The sequence below is a fragment of the Agrobacterium sp. ST15.13.015 genome, from assembly GCF_027871645.1.
GTDB lineage: Bacteria > Pseudomonadota > Alphaproteobacteria > Rhizobiales > Rhizobiaceae > Agrobacterium > Agrobacterium leguminum.
In genome coordinates this window covers 1-15,668 of the sequence record NZ_JAQAHF010000005.1, presented here as the reverse complement: position 1 = coordinate 15,668, position 15,668 = coordinate 1, and the positions used below count along the sequence as shown (strand labels likewise).

General features: G+C 58.7%; 13 protein-coding genes. 3 read left to right on the top strand and 10 right to left on the bottom strand.

The features are described from left to right. Positions 1 to 21 precede the first annotated feature (21 nt). Positions 22 to 813, bottom strand: coding sequence for a molybdate ABC transporter substrate-binding protein (gene modA, locus PIB16_RS09305; RefSeq protein WP_271045496.1), 792 nt, complete (start codon positions 811 to 813; stop codon positions 22 to 24). 267 nt (positions 814 to 1,080) lie between these two features. Continuing rightward, entirely contained in the window at positions 1,081 to 2,364 is a 1,284-nt protein-coding gene (locus tag PIB16_RS09300) for an NAD(P)/FAD-dependent oxidoreductase (protein ID WP_271045495.1), read from the bottom strand. 130 nt (positions 2,365 to 2,494) lie between these two features. Here PIB16_RS09300 and PIB16_RS09295 point away from each other — a divergent pair, with 130 nt between their 5' ends. Then, positions 2,495 to 3,421: a LysR family transcriptional regulator gene (locus tag PIB16_RS09295; protein ID WP_220317657.1), complete on the top strand. Its 927-nt coding sequence runs from the start codon at positions 2,495 to 2,497 to the stop codon at positions 3,419 to 3,421. A gap of 103 nt (positions 3,422 to 3,524) precedes the next feature. Continuing rightward, on the top strand, positions 3,525 to 3,761 hold the full coding sequence (locus PIB16_RS09290) for an Lrp/AsnC ligand binding domain-containing protein (protein WP_003521320.1): 237 nt from the start codon (positions 3,525 to 3,527) through the stop codon (positions 3,759 to 3,761). Between the two features lie 384 nt (positions 3,762 to 4,145). Here the strand turns inward: PIB16_RS09290 and PIB16_RS09285 are convergent, their stop codons facing one another. From PIB16_RS09285 to epmA, 3 genes are all read right to left on the bottom strand, one after another. Further along, a complete protein-coding gene (locus tag PIB16_RS09285; RefSeq protein WP_003492264.1) occupies positions 4,146 to 4,337 on the bottom strand; it encodes a hypothetical protein in 192 nt (63 codons plus the stop codon). Between the two features lie 378 nt (positions 4,338 to 4,715). Continuing rightward, a complete protein-coding gene (locus PIB16_RS09280) occupies positions 4,716 to 5,780 on the bottom strand; it encodes a lysine-2,3-aminomutase-like protein (RefSeq protein ID WP_271045494.1) in 1,065 nt (354 codons plus the stop codon). Continuing rightward, positions 5,777 to 6,841, bottom strand: a complete 1,065-nt coding sequence (epmA, locus tag PIB16_RS09275) for an EF-P lysine aminoacylase EpmA (protein WP_271045493.1) — start codon at positions 6,839 to 6,841, stop codon at positions 5,777 to 5,779. The genes PIB16_RS09280 and epmA overlap by 4 nt, the downstream gene beginning before the upstream one ends. Before the next feature lie 251 nt (positions 6,842 to 7,092). On the opposite strand from epmA, the gene efp reads away from it, so the two are divergent. Next, a complete protein-coding gene (gene efp, locus PIB16_RS09270; protein WP_003504809.1) occupies positions 7,093 to 7,662 on the top strand; it encodes an elongation factor P in 570 nt (189 codons plus the stop codon). A 111-nt stretch (positions 7,663 to 7,773) separates the two neighbouring features. On the opposite strand, the gene PIB16_RS09265 is transcribed toward efp, so the two are convergent. From PIB16_RS09265 to PIB16_RS09245, 5 genes are all read right to left on the bottom strand, one after another. Beyond that, positions 7,774 to 9,219, bottom strand: a complete 1,446-nt coding sequence (locus tag PIB16_RS09265) for an efflux transporter outer membrane subunit (protein ID WP_065657015.1) — start codon at positions 9,217 to 9,219, stop codon at positions 7,774 to 7,776. A gap of 149 nt (positions 9,220 to 9,368) precedes the next feature. Continuing rightward, the gene (locus PIB16_RS09260) at positions 9,369 to 12,458 is read right to left on the bottom strand and encodes an efflux RND transporter permease subunit (protein ID WP_271045492.1); all 3,090 of its coding nucleotides are present in this window, start codon (positions 12,456 to 12,458) and stop codon (positions 9,369 to 9,371) included. 53 nt (positions 12,459 to 12,511) lie between these two features. After that, positions 12,512 to 13,714: an efflux RND transporter periplasmic adaptor subunit gene (locus tag PIB16_RS09255; RefSeq protein WP_271045491.1), complete on the bottom strand. Its 1,203-nt coding sequence runs from the start codon at positions 13,712 to 13,714 to the stop codon at positions 12,512 to 12,514. A gap of 198 nt (positions 13,715 to 13,912) precedes the next feature. Further along, positions 13,913 to 14,572 carry a TetR/AcrR family transcriptional regulator gene (locus PIB16_RS09250; RefSeq protein WP_065657017.1) on the bottom strand — a complete coding sequence of 220 codons (660 nt, stop codon included), beginning with the start codon at positions 14,570 to 14,572 and terminating at the stop codon, positions 13,913 to 13,915. Positions 14,573 to 14,574: 2 nt separating this feature from the next. Next, positions 14,575 to 15,525, bottom strand: a complete 951-nt coding sequence (locus tag PIB16_RS09245; RefSeq protein WP_065657018.1) for a phosphoribosylaminoimidazolesuccinocarboxamide synthase — start codon at positions 15,523 to 15,525, stop codon at positions 14,575 to 14,577. Positions 15,526 to 15,668: the final 143 nt, after the last annotated feature.

The following is a 15,668-nucleotide window of genomic DNA, read 5'->3' as shown; positions in this document are numbered from 1 at the left end:
GTTGGGGCCACGAAAGGCAGTTTATTTCAAAACGGTAAAGCCTTGCTTTTCGAAGAAGGGCGTTGCCTTGGCCGATTTCAGGAAATCCAGATACGCTTTTGCTACCGGGGACTTGGCTTCCGAAAGAATGGCGACCGGGTAGATGATCGGCGGATGGCTGTCTTCCGGGAAGGTGCCGACGATCTTCACACCCGGATCGGCGGCGGCGTCGGTCTGGTAGACGATGCCATAGGGTGCTTCGCCGCGCGAGACGAGCAGCAGGGCGGCACGCACGCTTTCCGCGCCGGCGACCTTCTGTTCGACCGAGGACCAGACGCCGAGTTTTTCCAGAGCGGCCTTGCCGTATTTGCCCGCCGGCACGGAATCGACCGCACCCATGGCCAGACGGCCATCGCCCACCAGAGCGGCAAGATCGAAGCCTTGCTTGATCTCGACCGGCTTTGCCTTGTCTGCGGGAGCGACGAGAACAATGCGGTTGCCGAGAAGATTGGAGCGGGTGTCAGCGTTGATCAGCTTCTTTTCGGCGACATAGTCCATCCACGCAAGATCGGCGGAAATGAAGATATCCGCCGGTGCGCCCTGCTCGATCTGCTTGGCCAGCGCCGAGCTTGCTGCATAAGAAACGGTTGCTTCGTTACCGCTTTCCTTTGCCCATTCGGCGTTGAGAGCATCGAGTGCGTTTTTCATGCTTGCGGCGGCAAACACCGTGACTTTTTCGGCTGCATTGGCCGGAACGGCCGCGAGTGAGGCCGCTATCCAGAAGGATGTGGCTGCGGCAATGGTTTTGAAGAAGCTGCGACGCAAAAGTCTCATGGTCTGTTACCCCCGGTTCGAGATATCCCGATGAATATATCGATAGGCCTATAGGGCAATCATTATATTTTCAAGGATATATCGATGGGATGAGGAAAAGAGGCTGCCGGATGTCTGTTTAGAGAGGTGGTTAAGCTCGAAGAGCTCTCCTCGCCATGCTTCGGGCTTGTCCCGCGCATCAGCAACGTCTTCATTTTATTGAATGTGATTAAATCCTTGAGACAAGCCCAAGGATGATGTCGTTCCTTGAAGCGGCTCCGTGTCCGATCAAAAACGCTCGCCGGCGAAATGGGCGATCTGTGCGCCTGCCTCGTAATAGGCTTCCTTCACCGTCCGGAAAGTCTGCGCTTTCGGCTCCGTCAAAGGCAGCGGCAATTCGGCTTCAGCAATTTCACCGAGAATATGCTGCGCAATGACCTTGCCGAAGGCCGTGCCCGGCGCGATGCCGCGGCCGTTATAGCCTGAAAAGCCGACGACATTTTCAGCGAATTTGTGAAAGCGGGGCACGGCATTGTCCGTCATGCCTATTTGGCCGTACCATTCACATTCGAATTCCGTATCCCCGAGCTGCGGAAAAAGCCGCTTCAGCGAGCGCTTCGCCCAGGCGCGATGAATGGCGGTGCCGCTGCCGCGCAGGGCGCCGACGCTGCCGAAGACCAGCCGGCCGGCTTTGTCCATGCGGAAGGATGAGAGAATCTCCTTCGTATCCCAGCAGCCTTCACGGCCGGGCAGGATGCTCTTTTGCAGGTTATCGCCGAGCGGTCTCGTCGCAAAATTAAAATAGGGCAGGTAGACCTGTTCATCGCGAACGATCCGCCATGGGCCGGTGCTATAGGCTTCTGTGGCAACAACGATCCAGTTGGCGGTTACACACCCTTGCGACGTCTTCACCACCCATTTTCCGTTGCTGCGTTCGGTCGCTACCACGGGGCTTTCGTTGTGCAGGCGCACGCCCGCTTTATGGGCGGCTGCGGCAAGGCCTCGAACATAGGCAAGCGGCTGTATCGTGCCGGCGCGTGTATCCAGAAGCGCACCGGAATAGCCCGTACTGCCGGTACGTCTCGCTGTCTCTTCGGCATCGAGGATGCGGACGGGTGCGCCTCTCTCCGCCCATTGTTCGCAGCGCTCACGGATTTCGGCGAGCCCTTTTTCTCCGACGGCGCAATGGAGCGTGCCGTTTTTTTCGATCTCGCAGGGAATTGCGTGTTTTTCCACCAGTTCACGCACGAGAAGCGGGGCATTGCCCAGAAGATCGAGAAGGCGCTCGCCGTAAACCTCGCCCAGCACGCCGGGTAGCTCTTTCGGCATGACCCACATGCCGCCATTGATGAGGCCGACATTGCGGCCTGCGCCGCCGAAGCCGATTTCCCTTGCTTCGAGAAGAACGACATCCACACCGCGTTCGGCAAGATGAAGGGCGGCAGACTGGCCGGTAAAACCACCTCCGACGACGACAACATCGGCAACTGCTGCGCCCTGCAAGGCGGGCGTTACGGGCGGCTGCGGCGCGGTCTTTTCCCAGAGGCCGTGCGAGCGGGGGTCATTATACATCGTTCCACCGTGTTCCGGGCCAGTTCATTTGTTCTTCGTATGAGTGACAAGCCCTTGTTTATAAGACTTTACAAGCGGTCTTGCCTGTTGAATATCGACATATCGTCAAGAGTTCATTCCGTGAGGGAATATGGTCCTGCCGCCACGCCGTTTTCTGCCGTCGCTTTCGCTGCTGGCGGCTTTCGAAGCCGCTTCCCGGACGGGCAGCGTCACCGCCGCCGCGAGGGAACTGGGGCTGACGCAGGGTGCGGTCAGCCGCCAAATCCTGGCGCTCGAAGAGCAGCTTGGCGTGGCGCTATTCCTGCGCGAGAGGCAGACGATCCGGCTGACAAGGGCGGGGGAGGGCTATGCGCGGGAAATCCGCGAGGCCTTGCGGCGCATATCGACGGCCTCGCTCAACCTGCGTGCCAATCCGGATGGCGGCACGCTCAACCTCGGGGTTCTGCCGAGCTTCGGCACGCGCTGGCTTGTGCCGCGCCTTCCCGATTTCATCGCCAGACACCCCGGCGTTTCGGTCAATCTTCTGACGCGGTCATCGCTGTTCGATTTCCGCACCGACACAGTCGATGCGGCCATCCATTTCGGATTGCCGCATTGGCCGGGTACCGAGCTGGTTTTCCTGATGCACGAAAAGGTCATTCCGGTGTGCAGCCCGGCCTTCAAGGCGCGACACGGACTTTCAAGGCCGGACGATCTGTTGAATGTCCCGTTGCTGCACATGACGACTCGGCCGGATGCCTGGGAGCAATGGTTTCGCAGCCATGACGTCAGTTTCGACAATGTGCATGGCATGCTTTTCGATCAGTTCACGACGATTGCCGAGGCGGCGAGCGCCGGGGTTGGAGCCTCGCTCATTCCTTCTTTCATGATCGAGGAGGAGTTGCGAAGCGGTCGTCTGGTTGCGGCTGTTGCGGGGGAAGTGGAGAGCGAGGAAGCCTATTACCTCGCCTGCATGCCGGATCGCGCCGGTTATGCGCCGCTCGAAAGTTTTCGGCGGTGGATCGTTTCCGAGGCCGCAACTGGCGCGAACGGCAGGACCGCGGAGTTTTCGGCGTAAACCGGTAAGCGGTCTTGCAAGACGGACGCTGCTCAGCCAATAGTGGGCCATGACGCGTGGCGCGAGCAGCCATGCACCGAAAGTTCAAATACGGGAGATGTCCGTGAAGCCCATTTTCGTTCAGCTTCAATGTGAGCCCGGCAAGACCTATGATGTCGCCGACGCCATCTATAAGACGGAACTGGTTTCCGAGCTTTATTCCACCAGCGGTGAATATGATCTGCTGCTGAAAATCTATCTGCCGCAGGAAGAAGATATCGGCAAGTTCATCAACCAGAACATCGTCAATATTCCGGGAATCGTGCGTTCGCTGACGACGCTGACGTTTACTGCATTCTGACCCGCAATTCGAACCTTCGATACAAGCTCGGCCCTCATTCCTGTGCTTTTCACAGGAATCCAGTCGACGCGCGTCTGCGCGGAGGGTGAGGCCTTTCAGCCCAAGGACTTGGTCTGGCTAGATTCCTGTGACGAGCACAGGAATGAGGGAAGAGTTGGGTACGTCAGGAAGACCGCGTACGTGGCGTTCGGCTCTAGTCCTGATTTTCAGGCGCTTTTTAGCTTAGTGCATCGGAGCTTTTGATACACCCTGAATGGCTGGTGCCAGGCGGGTAGATGGCTTGTCAACCGAGAAAAAAGCGCGCCATCGGGCCGCTGTTCGGGGTCCGATATTTGGCGCGCTCTGGTTTTGACGGTTCTGTGAGCGGGCGAAAGTTTTCCCGCATCAGGCGACTGCGGCCAGATTCCGGTTGCGCACGAGATCGCGGATCGCAATCCGCACGTCGTCGGCGCTGTCGAACTTCTGTTCGTCCAGGTCGTGAACGTGGAACTTCACCGCGATGAACTTCAACCGGTCATTATCCGGGATGACGATGCCGACGGGTTCGCCAGCGAATTCAATAACTTGCTTCTGCATAGATATACTCCCGCTGTGGCTACTTCACACAGCATGTTGTCGAACTGATTTTCAGTAAATTGAGACCGTTAAGTCACATTCGACAGCAGCGGGAACACGTGGATTTAAATCCAGCGTTCCAGGACTCAAAACCAAGGATTGCGTTGATGTTGATATGTTTTGACATGACACACTCCCTGTATTGGTGTTGGCCCGGAATCAGGAGACTCGTTCTCCAGTTCCACACTGATAATCCAGACCAGCACTAAAATCAATGCTGATTGTTATAGGTAGAATATTTTTCTTTATGATGACAGGAGAGGGGCGGAAATGTGAAATTTTTGTTTTCGTCGGCTGCCGCCGCGAAAAGCCCGCTGTAGCAGGCTTTTTATGTATTTTTTAATCGTCGCCGGTGGCTGGTGGTGGATAAACATGATCGTTTCCGTTGAAGTCGGAAACGGAATAACAGCCATCGCGGGTTTTTTCGGCCGCATTTCTGCCAATTGCCGCCTTGCCGTGGCCGCCGGGAATGTCGAGAACATAGGTCGGCTGGCAAAGGCCGGAGACATGCCCCCGCAAAGCGGAAACGATTCGCTGCCCCTCTTCTATCGTCAGCCGGAAATGGCTGGTGCCAGGCGCAAGATCGGGATGATGCAGGTAATAAGGCTTGATACGGGTCTCGACAAAGGCGCGCATCAACTCGGCAAGAACCGCCGGGTCGTCATTGACGCCTTTCAAAAGGACCGTCTGGCTCACCATGGCGATACCGGCGTCGATCAGGCGTGCCGAGGCCTGCCTTGCGGCTTCGCCGAGTTCACGGGAATGATTCGCGTGCAGGGCCACATAGGTGGTTTTGCCGCTGGCCTTCAGCGCATCGATCAGCGCCGCATCGATACGGTCAGGATCGACAACCGGCACGCGGGTGTGGAAGCGGACGATCTTCACATGCGGTATGTCTCTCAGGCGCGTCATCAGGTCGGACAAGCGCCGTGGGGAAAGCACCAGCGGATCGCCACCGGTCAGGATGACCTCCCAGATGGCGGGATTGGCCTTTATATAGCCGAATGCGGCGTCAAGTTCCGCCGGGCTCATCATGCCGTTGCCCTGCGGTCCGACCATCTCCCGGCGGAAACAGAAGCGGCAATAAACGGGGCAGACATGCACTGCCTTTAAAAGCACCCGGTCGGGATAACGGTGGACGATGCCGTGGACGGGGCTGTGCGCGTCGTCGCCAATCGGATCGTCCCGTTCTTCAGGAAGATGAACGAGTTCGGCCGGGTCAGGAACGAATTGTCGGGCGATGGGATCCTGCGGGTCGCGGCTGTCGATCAGCCCGGCAATCGATGGCGTGATGGCGAGCGCGTAACGTTGCGTCACAGTGCGCAGCGTCTCGAGCGCTTCGGCTTCGATAAGCCCCGCTTCGAGAAGTGCTTCGGCTGTCTTGATGGTCTCAAGCCCTGTCATCGTCCATATTCCGCGACTGGGGCCCACATGACGAGATCGATACGGGGCGCGCCGGTTGCCAGCATCACCAGCCGGTCGAAACCGAGCGCTATGCCGCTTGCCGGCGGCATGATTGCCAGCGCGGCCAGAAAGTCCTCGTCAAGCGGATAGGTTTCGCCGTAAACCCGCTGCTTCTCGGCCATTTCCATTTCGAAACGCCGCCTCTGCTCGGCGGCGTCGGTCAATTCGCCGAAGGCATTGGCGAGTTCAACGCCGCAGGCATATAGCTCGAAACGCTCCGCCACCCGCGCATCCTTGGGCGACTTGCGGGCAAGGGCCGCCTCACAGGTCGGATATTCATCGAGAATGGTCGCCCTGCCGAAACCCAGCTCCGGCTCCACCCGCTCCACGATGACGCGGCTGAACATATCTGCCCAGGTATCGTCGTCGGCCACGCGGATCCCGGCCTCGGTGAGGTTCGCCGCAAGATGGCGAGCGTCGGTTTCGCCGTTTCGGCTGATGGTGGCCAGCAGGTCGACGCCCGCATATCGCTCGAAGGCTTCGGCGACGCTTACCCGCTCCGGCTCGAGGAAAGGATCAACGCTGCGGCCGCGATAGGCGAAATTTTTCGTCTTTGCCGTTTCGGCTGCCAGCGCCAGAAGATTGGCGCTGTCCTTCATCAGGCTCTCATAGGTTTCGCTGACCCGGTACCATTCCAGCATGGTGAATTCCGGATGGTGCAGGGGGCCTCGTTCCCGGTTTCTGTAAACATGGGCAAAACAGGTGATGCGTTTTTCACCGGCGGCGAGCAGCTTCTTGCAGGCGAATTCAGGCGAGGTGTGCAGATAAAGCGGCACGGCGTCGCCGGCCGGCGTCAGGCCCTGCGTGGCGAAAGCATGCAGATGCGCTTCGTTGCCGGGGGAAATCTGCAATGCAGCAGTGTCGACCTCAAGAAAATCGGCGCTGGCGAAGTAGCCGCGAAAAGCCGACTGGATCGCATTGCGCCCAATGAGAAATGCGCGGCGGTCGGCGTGGACGTCCGGCGTCCACCATGGCGACATTGTCTCGTTGCTCGCGCGCATTCTCTGTTCTTTTCCGTCTTCTCTGTGGCGCCCAATTGCGGATAAACGGCCCGCAAAACGCCTGATCGCGTCATTTAAAGCTATTCCGGGCGGAAAACCGCTAGGTACTCTTCCGCGAATTGCTGTAGAAGGCTGGCAATTCGTGCGGATTTGAGGTAGTTGCGCCCCAGAAAAAAGACAAAACGTCTGCCGGGGCCGGTGCTGCCGCGCAGTCCTTTACGACGCATTTCATCGAGTTACAAGGAAGTCATATGGTCAAGGTTATCGCCTCATCCGTCCGCAAGGGCAATGTTCTCGACGTGGACGGCAAGCTTTACGTCGTTCTTACCGCACAGAACTTTCACCCCGGCAAGGGCACGCCGGTCACGCAGGTGGACATGCGCCGCATCGTTGACGGCGTGAAGGTCTCCGAGCGCTGGCGCACCACCGAGCAGGTCGAGCGCGCTTTCGTTGAAGACCTGAACTTCCAGTTCCTTTATGAAGATGGTGAAGGCTTCCACTTCATGAACCCGGAGAACTACGATCAGGTTGTGGTTGATGCCGAAACGATGGGCGATCAGAAGGCCTACCTGCAGGAAGGCATGACCTGCATTCTTTCCATTCATGAAGGCAATCCGCTGGCCGTCGAACTGCCGCGTCACGTCACGCTGGAAATCACGGAAACCGAACCGGTCGTTAAGGGCCAGACGGCTTCTTCTTCCTACAAGCCGGCCATTCTTTCCAACGGCATCCGCACCATGGTGCCGCCGCATATCGATGCCGGTATCCGCGTGGTCATCGCGACGGAAGACAATTCCTACGTCGAGCGCGCCAAGAACTGAGCCTGACGGCCGGTTAGACAGAAGCACCGGGAGACCGGTGCTTTTTTTGTGTCACGAATAACAAAAAGCCCGCGTCGAGACGCGGGCTTTTTCTTTGCCTTGCGGCGTATCTTACATGGCCTTTGCCGCGGTCCGGGTTGGGCCGGGCGCCTTCTTCGGAGCCGTGGTCTGGCCAACGGCATAACCGCCGCCAAGCGCTACGTTCAGCGAGACGTAGTCCTGCGCGGTCTGCTGCACAGCCTGTGCAAGGCTCGCCTGTGCGGTGGAAACCTGGCGCTGCGCATCGAGAACGTCGAGCAGCGAGGAGGCGCCGTCGCGGTAGCTGGCCGTCGAAAGCTGCAACGCTTCCTGATAGGACGCCACGGTCTTGCGCAATGCATCGGCCGTGCGCTGATCGCGGGTGACAGCGGCCAAAGCGTTTTCGACTTCTTCCACAGCGGTCAGCACCGTCTGCTTCCAGACGAGATATTCCTCACGCGCCTGGGAGTTGGCCAGATCGATATTGGCGCGGATGCTGCCGCCATCGAGAATCGGCAGAACGAGGCTCGGACCGAAGGACCAGCTATTGGCCGTTCCCCTGCCGCCACCGCTCAGGAAATTGTAGCTTGGCGTGATCGAGCCGCCGAGCTCGATGCTTGGATAGAGCTGCGCTTCCGCGACACCGATTGAGGCAACTGCGGCGGCGAGATTGCGTTCGGCGACACGAATGTCCGGACGGTTGCGGATGAGATCGGCCGGGATGCCGGTGCGCGGAATGCTGCGGGCAACCGGCTGGCGTGCGCCCTTCTGCAATTCGGAAATCAGAGATGAGGCCGGTAGGCCGAGAAGCGTGGCGATGCGATGCGCCGCCTTGCGGAAGTTGGTTTCGAGGCCCGGAATGTCGGACAGCGTCGAGTTCACCAGACCTTCGGACTGGACGACATCGAGGCGGGAGGCCGCACCCGCTTCAAGCTGCAGCTTGGTGAGGTCCAGCGTTTCGCGGCGGGAAGCCAGGTTCTGACGGGCAATCGCCAGGCGCTCCTGATAATAACGCACATCGATATAGGCTGCTGCGACCGAAGAAATCAGCGTCAGGCGCTGAACATCGACGGTGGAGTAAGCGGCATCGAGCGATGCATTGGCGCTTTCCGTGGCGCGGCGATAGCGGCCGAAGAGGTCAAGCAGCCAGGAGACGCTGAGACTGCCTGAGGACACGTTGGTGACGGGAACATCACGGTAGCTGCCCTTGGTCTCGCTGGTCGTGTGGCTGCCGTTAGCCGTCAGGCTCGGCAGACCGCCCGCGCCGGCCGAGATGACCTGGGCTTCCGCCTGATTGATGCGCTCGATCGCCTGCATCACGGTCAGGTTCTGGCTGAGGCCAGTGGAAACGTAACCATTGAGGCGGCTATCGTTAAAGGCTGTCCACCACGCAACGGTGCTGATGTCGCCATTACTGGTTTTTCCGGCTTCCGCAAACTTTCCCGGCAATTGAATTTCCGGCGTCTTGTGGTCGGGCCCGACAACGCAGCCTGAGAGCAGCAGCATTGTCAGGGGAAGAGTAGCGCGAATAGACAGCATGTAATTTTCCCAATTCTCTGGTTGGCTTACCGAGCGCGGCTTGCTGACAAATGGGCTGCGCGGTCGATATGCCGTAGAAACGTGCATTTGCCAAATCGGCAACATTTCTAGCAGCGTATTAACGGTTGGCACAGCCCATTTTTGTTTTGTTAACGCCTTGAAAGGCGACGAATGATGACGAAAAAGGACGGAACGAAGAAAATTCCGAGCAGTGTTGCAGAAAGCATACCACCCAGCACCCCGATACCAATTGCATTTTGTGCGGCAGAACCCGCTCCGGTTGCGATTGCGAGAGGCACGACACCCAGGATGAAGGCTAGCGACGTCATGATGATCGGACGCAGGCGCAGCTTCGCCGCCTCGAGCGTCGCTTCCATCAGGCTTAGTCCATGCTCCTGTCTTTCCTTGGCGAATTCGACGATCAGAATCGCGTTTTTCGCCGCAAGGCCGATGGTCGTCAGCAGGCCCACCTTGAAGTAGACGTCGTTCGACTGCCCGAAGAAATGCGCCGCGGTCAATGCGCCGAGGACGCCCACCGGCACGGCCATGATGACCGAGAAGGGGATCGACCAGCTTTCATAAAGGGCGGCAAGGCAAAGGAACACGATCAGAACCGACAGCGCATAGAGCATCGGCGCCTGCGAGCCGGAAAGGCGTTCCTGATAGGAAATGCCCTGCCACGCCACGGTGTAACCGCCCGGCAGGCTTGCCGTCAGGCGTTCCATCTCGTCCATGGCGTCACCGGATGCAACGCCCGCACCGGCGGTGCCTTCGAGCGAGATGGCGCCCGTGCCGTTGAAGCGGGCGAGAGACGGCGGAGCATTGATCCACTTCACCTCGCTGAAGGAAGAGAAAGGCACCATCTCGCCGCTGGTGTTGCGGGCATACCAGAACTTGAGATCGTCCGGCTGCATGCGGTACGGCGCATCACCCTGAACATAAACGGGTTTGAGCTCGCCGTTCAGCGTGAAGTCGTTGACATCCCGGCCGGCAAAGATCGTCGACAGCATGAGGTTCACGGAGGAGAGATCGACACCCATGGCGCCCATCTTTTCCTGATCGAGAATGATCTTCATCTGCGTTTCATTGTCCTGGCTGTCGCTTCTGAGCGAGCTGACCTTCGGATTGCTGGTCGCAAGCGCGATCAGTTCCTTGGACGTGGCGGTCAGTGCCTCGGTGCCGTTGCGGCCGCTATCCACGAGATACATCGAGAAACCGCTCGATGTGCCCATGCCCTGAATTGCCGGCGGCAGAAGCGGGAACACCTGCGCATCGCGGAAACCGAAGAAGGTGCCCATCGCACGCTGCACGATGGCGCCGGCGTGTTGGTCGGGGGCTGTTCTCTCGGCGAAATCCTTGAGCTTGGTGAAGACGATGGCGTTGTTCTGGCCAGAACCGCTGAAGCTGAAGCCGAGAACGCCGAAAACCGATTCGACATTGGCGGCTTCCTTTTCACGGAAGTAGCTTTCGACCTGCTTTACCACCTCATTGGTCCGTTCGATGTTCGAACCGGTCGGCGTCTGGATGATCGTCAGCAGCACGCCCTGGTCTTCCTGTGGCAGGAACGAGCTGGGCAGCTTGCTGAAGAACCAGGCGCAGCCGCCGATGACGATCGCGAAAATAATCATCACGCGCAGGGGCCGCTTCAGCAGATAACCGATAGAGGAGACGTAACCATCCGTCGTCTTGCCGAAGCCACGGTTGAACCAGGCGCCCGGTCCGCGCTGCTTCTTGTGATGGCCGATCGGCTTCAGCATCGTGGCACAGAGCGCCGGCGTCAGAACGATGGCGACCACTGCCGAAAGCAACATGGCCGAAACGATGGTGACCGAGAACTGGCGGTAGATGATACCCGTCGATCCACCGAAGAAAGCCATCGGAATGAACACGGCGGTGAGCACGAGCGCGATACCGATGATCGCACCGGTGATCTCGCCCATCGACTTCTCGGTCGCCTCGACCGGCGACAAGCCCTCTTCCGACATGATTCGTTCGACGTTTTCGACAACGACGATAGCGTCGTCAACGAGAAGGCCGATGGCCAGAACCATGGCGAACATGGTGAGCGTATTGATGGAATATCCTGTCAGCGCAAGGACGCCGAACGTGCCGAGAAGCACGACGGGAACCGCGATCATCGGAATGAAGGTGGCTCTGAGGTTTTGCAGGAACACCAGCAGCACGACGAAAACCAGGATGATCGCCTCGATCAGCGTGTGTACCACTTTCTCGATCGATAGCTTCACGAAGGGTGTCGTGTCATAAGGATATTCGATCGAAACCCCCTCGGGCAGCGAACCTTCGACAGCGGAAAGCGCCGACTTTACGCGCGCTGCCGTATCGAGTGCGTTGGCACCCGTGGCGAGGTTAACCGCGAAACCGGCAGAGGGACGGCCGTTCGAACGGGAATCGCCACCATAGGTTTCCTGGCCGATTTCAATGCGGGCCACGTCGCTCAGGCGAACGGTTGCGCCGTCCTTTTCGACTTTCAGGATGACCGATTCGAAATCGGCGACGGTGGTGAGCTGGCTCTGCGCCGTCACCGTCACGTTGAGCTGCTGACCCTTGACTGCGGGCACCGCGCCAAGCGAACCCACGGAAACCTGGGTGTTCTGGCTCTCGATGGCGCTGGTCACGTCGGCCGTGGTCAGCTGGTACTTGTTGAGCTTGAACGGATCCAGCCAGATGCGCATCGCATATTCGGAACCGAAGACGTTGATGCTGCCCACGCCTTCGAGGCGCTTGATCTGGTCTTCGACACGCGAGGAGAAGACGTCACCGAGATCGGCCGAGTTGCGTTTGCCGTCGGTCGAGATCAGCGCGCCAACCATCAGAATACTGGATGTGGATCGGCTGACCTGAAGACCCTGCTGCTGCACCGTGTCAGGCAGTTGCGACTGGACAAGCTGCAGCTTGTTCTGCACCTGAACCTGCGCGATGTCCGGCAGGATGGTATTGCCGAAGGTCAGCGTCACTTCGGCGCTGCCGGTTGAGGACGACGATGTCATATAAGTGAGGTCATCAAGGCCGGTCATGCCGTCCTCAATGATGGTCGTCACCGATTTTTCGACTGTCTCGGCGCTCGCGCCATTATAGGTCGCGCTGACGCGTACCGTTGTCGGTGCGATATCGGGATATTGCGAAATGGAAAGCGTCCAGATCGCAAGGGCGCCGCCCAGCATGATGACGATGGCGATAACCCATGCAAACACGGGGCGCCGGATGAAGAAATGGGCCATGGCAGTCCTGCCTTACCTTTTACGAGCTTCGACCGAGGGTTTCGTGCTCATGCTTATTTCGAGGGGGCGGCGGCAGGCTGAGCTTGCTGCGGCATAACGACGATACCGCGATCGTCGATGGTCACTTCAACCGGTGCGACGGTCGCACCGTCGGCGATCCACTGGAAGCCGTCGACGATGAGCTTGTCGCCATCCTTGACGTTCTCAGTTACCAGCCAGGCATTGCCCGACTGCTGGCTGGACGGGAAGGTGCGGGTTTCCACCTTGTTTTCCGCCGTCACGAATTTCGCTGTCAGTTCGCCATTGGCGTTCCGGCTTGCGGCGCGCTGCGGAATGCGGAAGCCTTTTTCCTTGCCGATGGTCAGCGTGGCGCGGACATAGGTGCCGGGAAGCAGAAGATCGTCCGGGTTTTCGAAGAGGGCGCGGATGGAGAAGGTGCCCGTGGTTTCGCTCACGGCCATGTCCGACATGTCGATCTTGCCGTCATGCTTGTATTCCGTGCCGTCTTCCAGCGTCAGGTGAATGCCGGTCTCCTTTGTGTCGCCGCCGAGCTGGCCCGCCGAGATCGCCTTTTTCAGACGCAGAAGATTGATGCTGGATTCCATCAGATCGATATAGATCGGATCGATGCGGCGCAGCGTCGTCAAAGCCGTCGTCTGGTTGGCCGTCACCACGTTGCCGATGCTGAAAGCGGTTGCGCTGGTAATGCCGTCGAAGGGAGCGCGGACCTTGGTGAGATCGAGGTTGATTTCCGCCGTTTCCAGCGCCGCCTTGGTCTGGGCCACATCGGCTTGCGCCTGCAGCAGCGTCACCTTGGCGTTTTCATATTCGATCTGCGTCGCGCCGCTGTTGACCAGGCGTTCGTAACGGGCAAGGTTCGCCTGGGCGCTCGGAATGCTTGCTTCCGCCTTCGCCACGTTTGCCTTGGCCTGCGCCACTTCCGCCAGATAGGTATTGTCCTCGATCTGGTAGAGAATATCGCCCTGCTTGACCTCGCTGCCTTCCTTGAAGGGAATTTCGCGGATGATGCCGGTGACGCGCGGGCGGATTTCCGCTGTCTGGAACGCGCTGGCGCGACCGGGCAGAACCGTGGTCAAGGGATATTCGCTGGTCTTCATCAGGATGATGCTGACCGGGGACGGCGGACGCTCGGCGCTCTGGGCGGCGTTCTGGCTGCTCTCGCCGCCATCGCTGCAACCTGCCAGAAGAGCGGTCACACACAGAGAAGCAAATAGGGGTAAAATACGTCGGCTCATTGTTCTTCCCTGCGTATCGATCGCATTCAACTATAAGCGCAATGTCGCTCGGCGGATGCGCGTCCGGAAACAGACACGACAGGCGAAGGCCTTGGAAGGACCCGATTCGCTCATTCTGTCCGGACCGCCACGCGCATAGAAGCGCAGGCTTTTGCGCTTCGCAAGCAATTGCGAGAAGGTGACGTAAATTGGGAATCGTCACTTAGCAAGCGGATTGCGCAATCCCGCGTCGATTAAATCGACGAGTTGATCGCAACGTGTTGCTAAATTGCCGATATCTTCCCGGGCAATGAGGACGGGATGAATCACGCTTGTCAGCGCGTGGAGCACGGTTTCCGCCAGGGGAGAAATCTCGGCCGGCGCGTAGATTCGCGCATCTATACCGTCGCGGATAATCTCGGCGAGCAGGTTGGCGATGACGGCTTTATAATAGTCGCCGCACTTCATGTCCTGCTTCGCCGTCATCAGGATCATTTCGAATATGTAGGGATTGTCGTTTAGATCCTGGTGGTGCTGTTCCATCAGCGTGCGGGCGAGATGGCGCAGTCTCGAAAGCGGCGCGTGGCTTTTATCCAGCGGCTGGATGTCCCGTTCGAATGCGCCGATCTGCTCGAAGGCGATCGCATCGACGAGCGCGTTCTTCGAGCTGAAATTCTTGAAGACGTTGGCGGGAGACATGCCGAGCGCCGCGGCGATATCGGCAATCGCCACCGCATTGAAACCACGTTCGCGGAAAAGCTCTTCTGCCTTGGCGAGAATGTCCCGCCGCGTTTCCTCGGCGGAACGGCGAGGCCGGCGCCTGACAGGACGGTCACTCTTCCTGTCGGCCTTTCTCGCCTGTTCGATCGTTTTGCTCACGGTCATACTCCGGGGAAGAACGGCTCCAGGTTCCGGCGTATTCTTGCAAGCGGTGTCTCGCCGCTATCGTCGGGAACGAAGCTCTGTCCGGTGATGCGCTCGTAAGCATCAATATAGACCTTCGAAGTCTGCAAGACGAGGTCCTGCGGAATTTCGGGAACGTCGTCCTTATAAGGGTCGCAGCGTTCGGCGACCCAGGCCCTCACGAAATCCTTGTCGAAGCTTGCCGGCCGTGTTCCGTTGCGGAAGCTTTCGTCATAACTGTCGGCCATCCAGTAGCGGCTGCTATCGGGCGTGTGGATCTCATCGGCCAGGATGATCGTGCCGTTTTCATCCGTTCCAAATTCATATTTGGTGTCGACGAGAATGAGGCCCTGCTTTGCGGCAATTTCCTGCCCGCGCTTGAACAGCGCCAGCGCGTAACGGGAAAGCGTGTCCCATTGCTCCTGCGTCAGCAGTTTCTTCTCCACGATCTCGGCCGGCGTCAGCGGTTCGTCATGGCCGCCATCGAAGGCCTTGCTCGTCGGCGTGATCACCGGTTCGGGCAGAATCTGGTTATCCTTCATCCCGTCCGGCAGGCTCATGCCGTACATCTGCCGCTCACCCTTCTTATAAAGGGTCAGGATCGACGTGCCGGTGGTGCCGGCCAGATAACCGCGAACCACCACCTCGACCGGCAATATGTCCAGCCGCTTGCCGATGACGACATTGGGGTCGGGATAGCTCACGACGTGGTTCGGACAAATATCCTTCGTTTGTTCGAACCAGTAGCGTGCCGTCTGGGTCAATACCTGTCCCTTATAAGGTATGCAGGTGAGTATACGATCAAATGCGCTAAGGCGATCGGTCGATATGATGATGCGGTTGCCGTCGGGCAGATCGTAGTTTTCCCGCACCTTGCCACGGTAATAATTCGGCAGCTCGGAAATGACGGCTTCATCGAGAATGCGCACGGGCTCTCCAATTCTTGGCTTTATAAAGAGGCGTTGGACGCCTCAAGTCTTCTGAAACTCTCGTCCGTTCCTATTGCATGTTTCCTGGAACAGGGCCAGTCGCGACATGAAGGCTGCCTTTTTCTCCGGTTCCCGTTAGAAAT

Bases quoted from the DNA above. Each gene is read 5' to 3' on its own strand.
- PIB16_RS09260 (WP_271045492.1), bottom strand. From the start codon at position 12,458: ATGGCCCATTTCTTCATCCGGCGCCCCGTGTTTGCATGGGTTATCGCC.
- PIB16_RS09295 (WP_220317657.1), top strand. From the start codon at position 2,495: ATGGTCCTGCCGCCACGCCGTTTTCTGCCGTCGCTTTCGCTGCTGGCG.
- PIB16_RS09285 (WP_003492264.1), bottom strand. From the start codon at position 4,337: ATGCAGAAGCAAGTTATTGAATTCGCTGGCGAACCCGTCGGCATCGTC.
- PIB16_RS09255 (WP_271045491.1), bottom strand. From the start codon at position 13,714: ATGAGCCGACGTATTTTACCCCTATTTGCTTCTCTGTGTGTGACCGCT.
- modA (WP_271045496.1), bottom strand. From the start codon at position 813: ATGAGACTTTTGCGTCGCAGCTTCTTCAAAACCATTGCCGCAGCCACA.
- PIB16_RS09265 (WP_065657015.1), bottom strand. From the start codon at position 9,219: ATGCTGTCTATTCGCGCTACTCTTCCCCTGACAATGCTGCTGCTCTCA.
- efp (WP_003504809.1), top strand. From the start codon at position 7,093: ATGGTCAAGGTTATCGCCTCATCCGTCCGCAAGGGCAATGTTCTCGAC.
- PIB16_RS09280 (WP_271045494.1), bottom strand. From the start codon at position 5,780: ATGACAGGGCTTGAGACCATCAAGACAGCCGAAGCACTTCTCGAAGCG.
- PIB16_RS09300 (WP_271045495.1), bottom strand. From the start codon at position 2,364: ATGTATAATGACCCCCGCTCGCACGGCCTCTGGGAAAAGACCGCGCCG.
- epmA (WP_271045493.1), bottom strand. From the start codon at position 6,841: ATGCGCGCGAGCAACGAGACAATGTCGCCATGGTGGACGCCGGACGTC.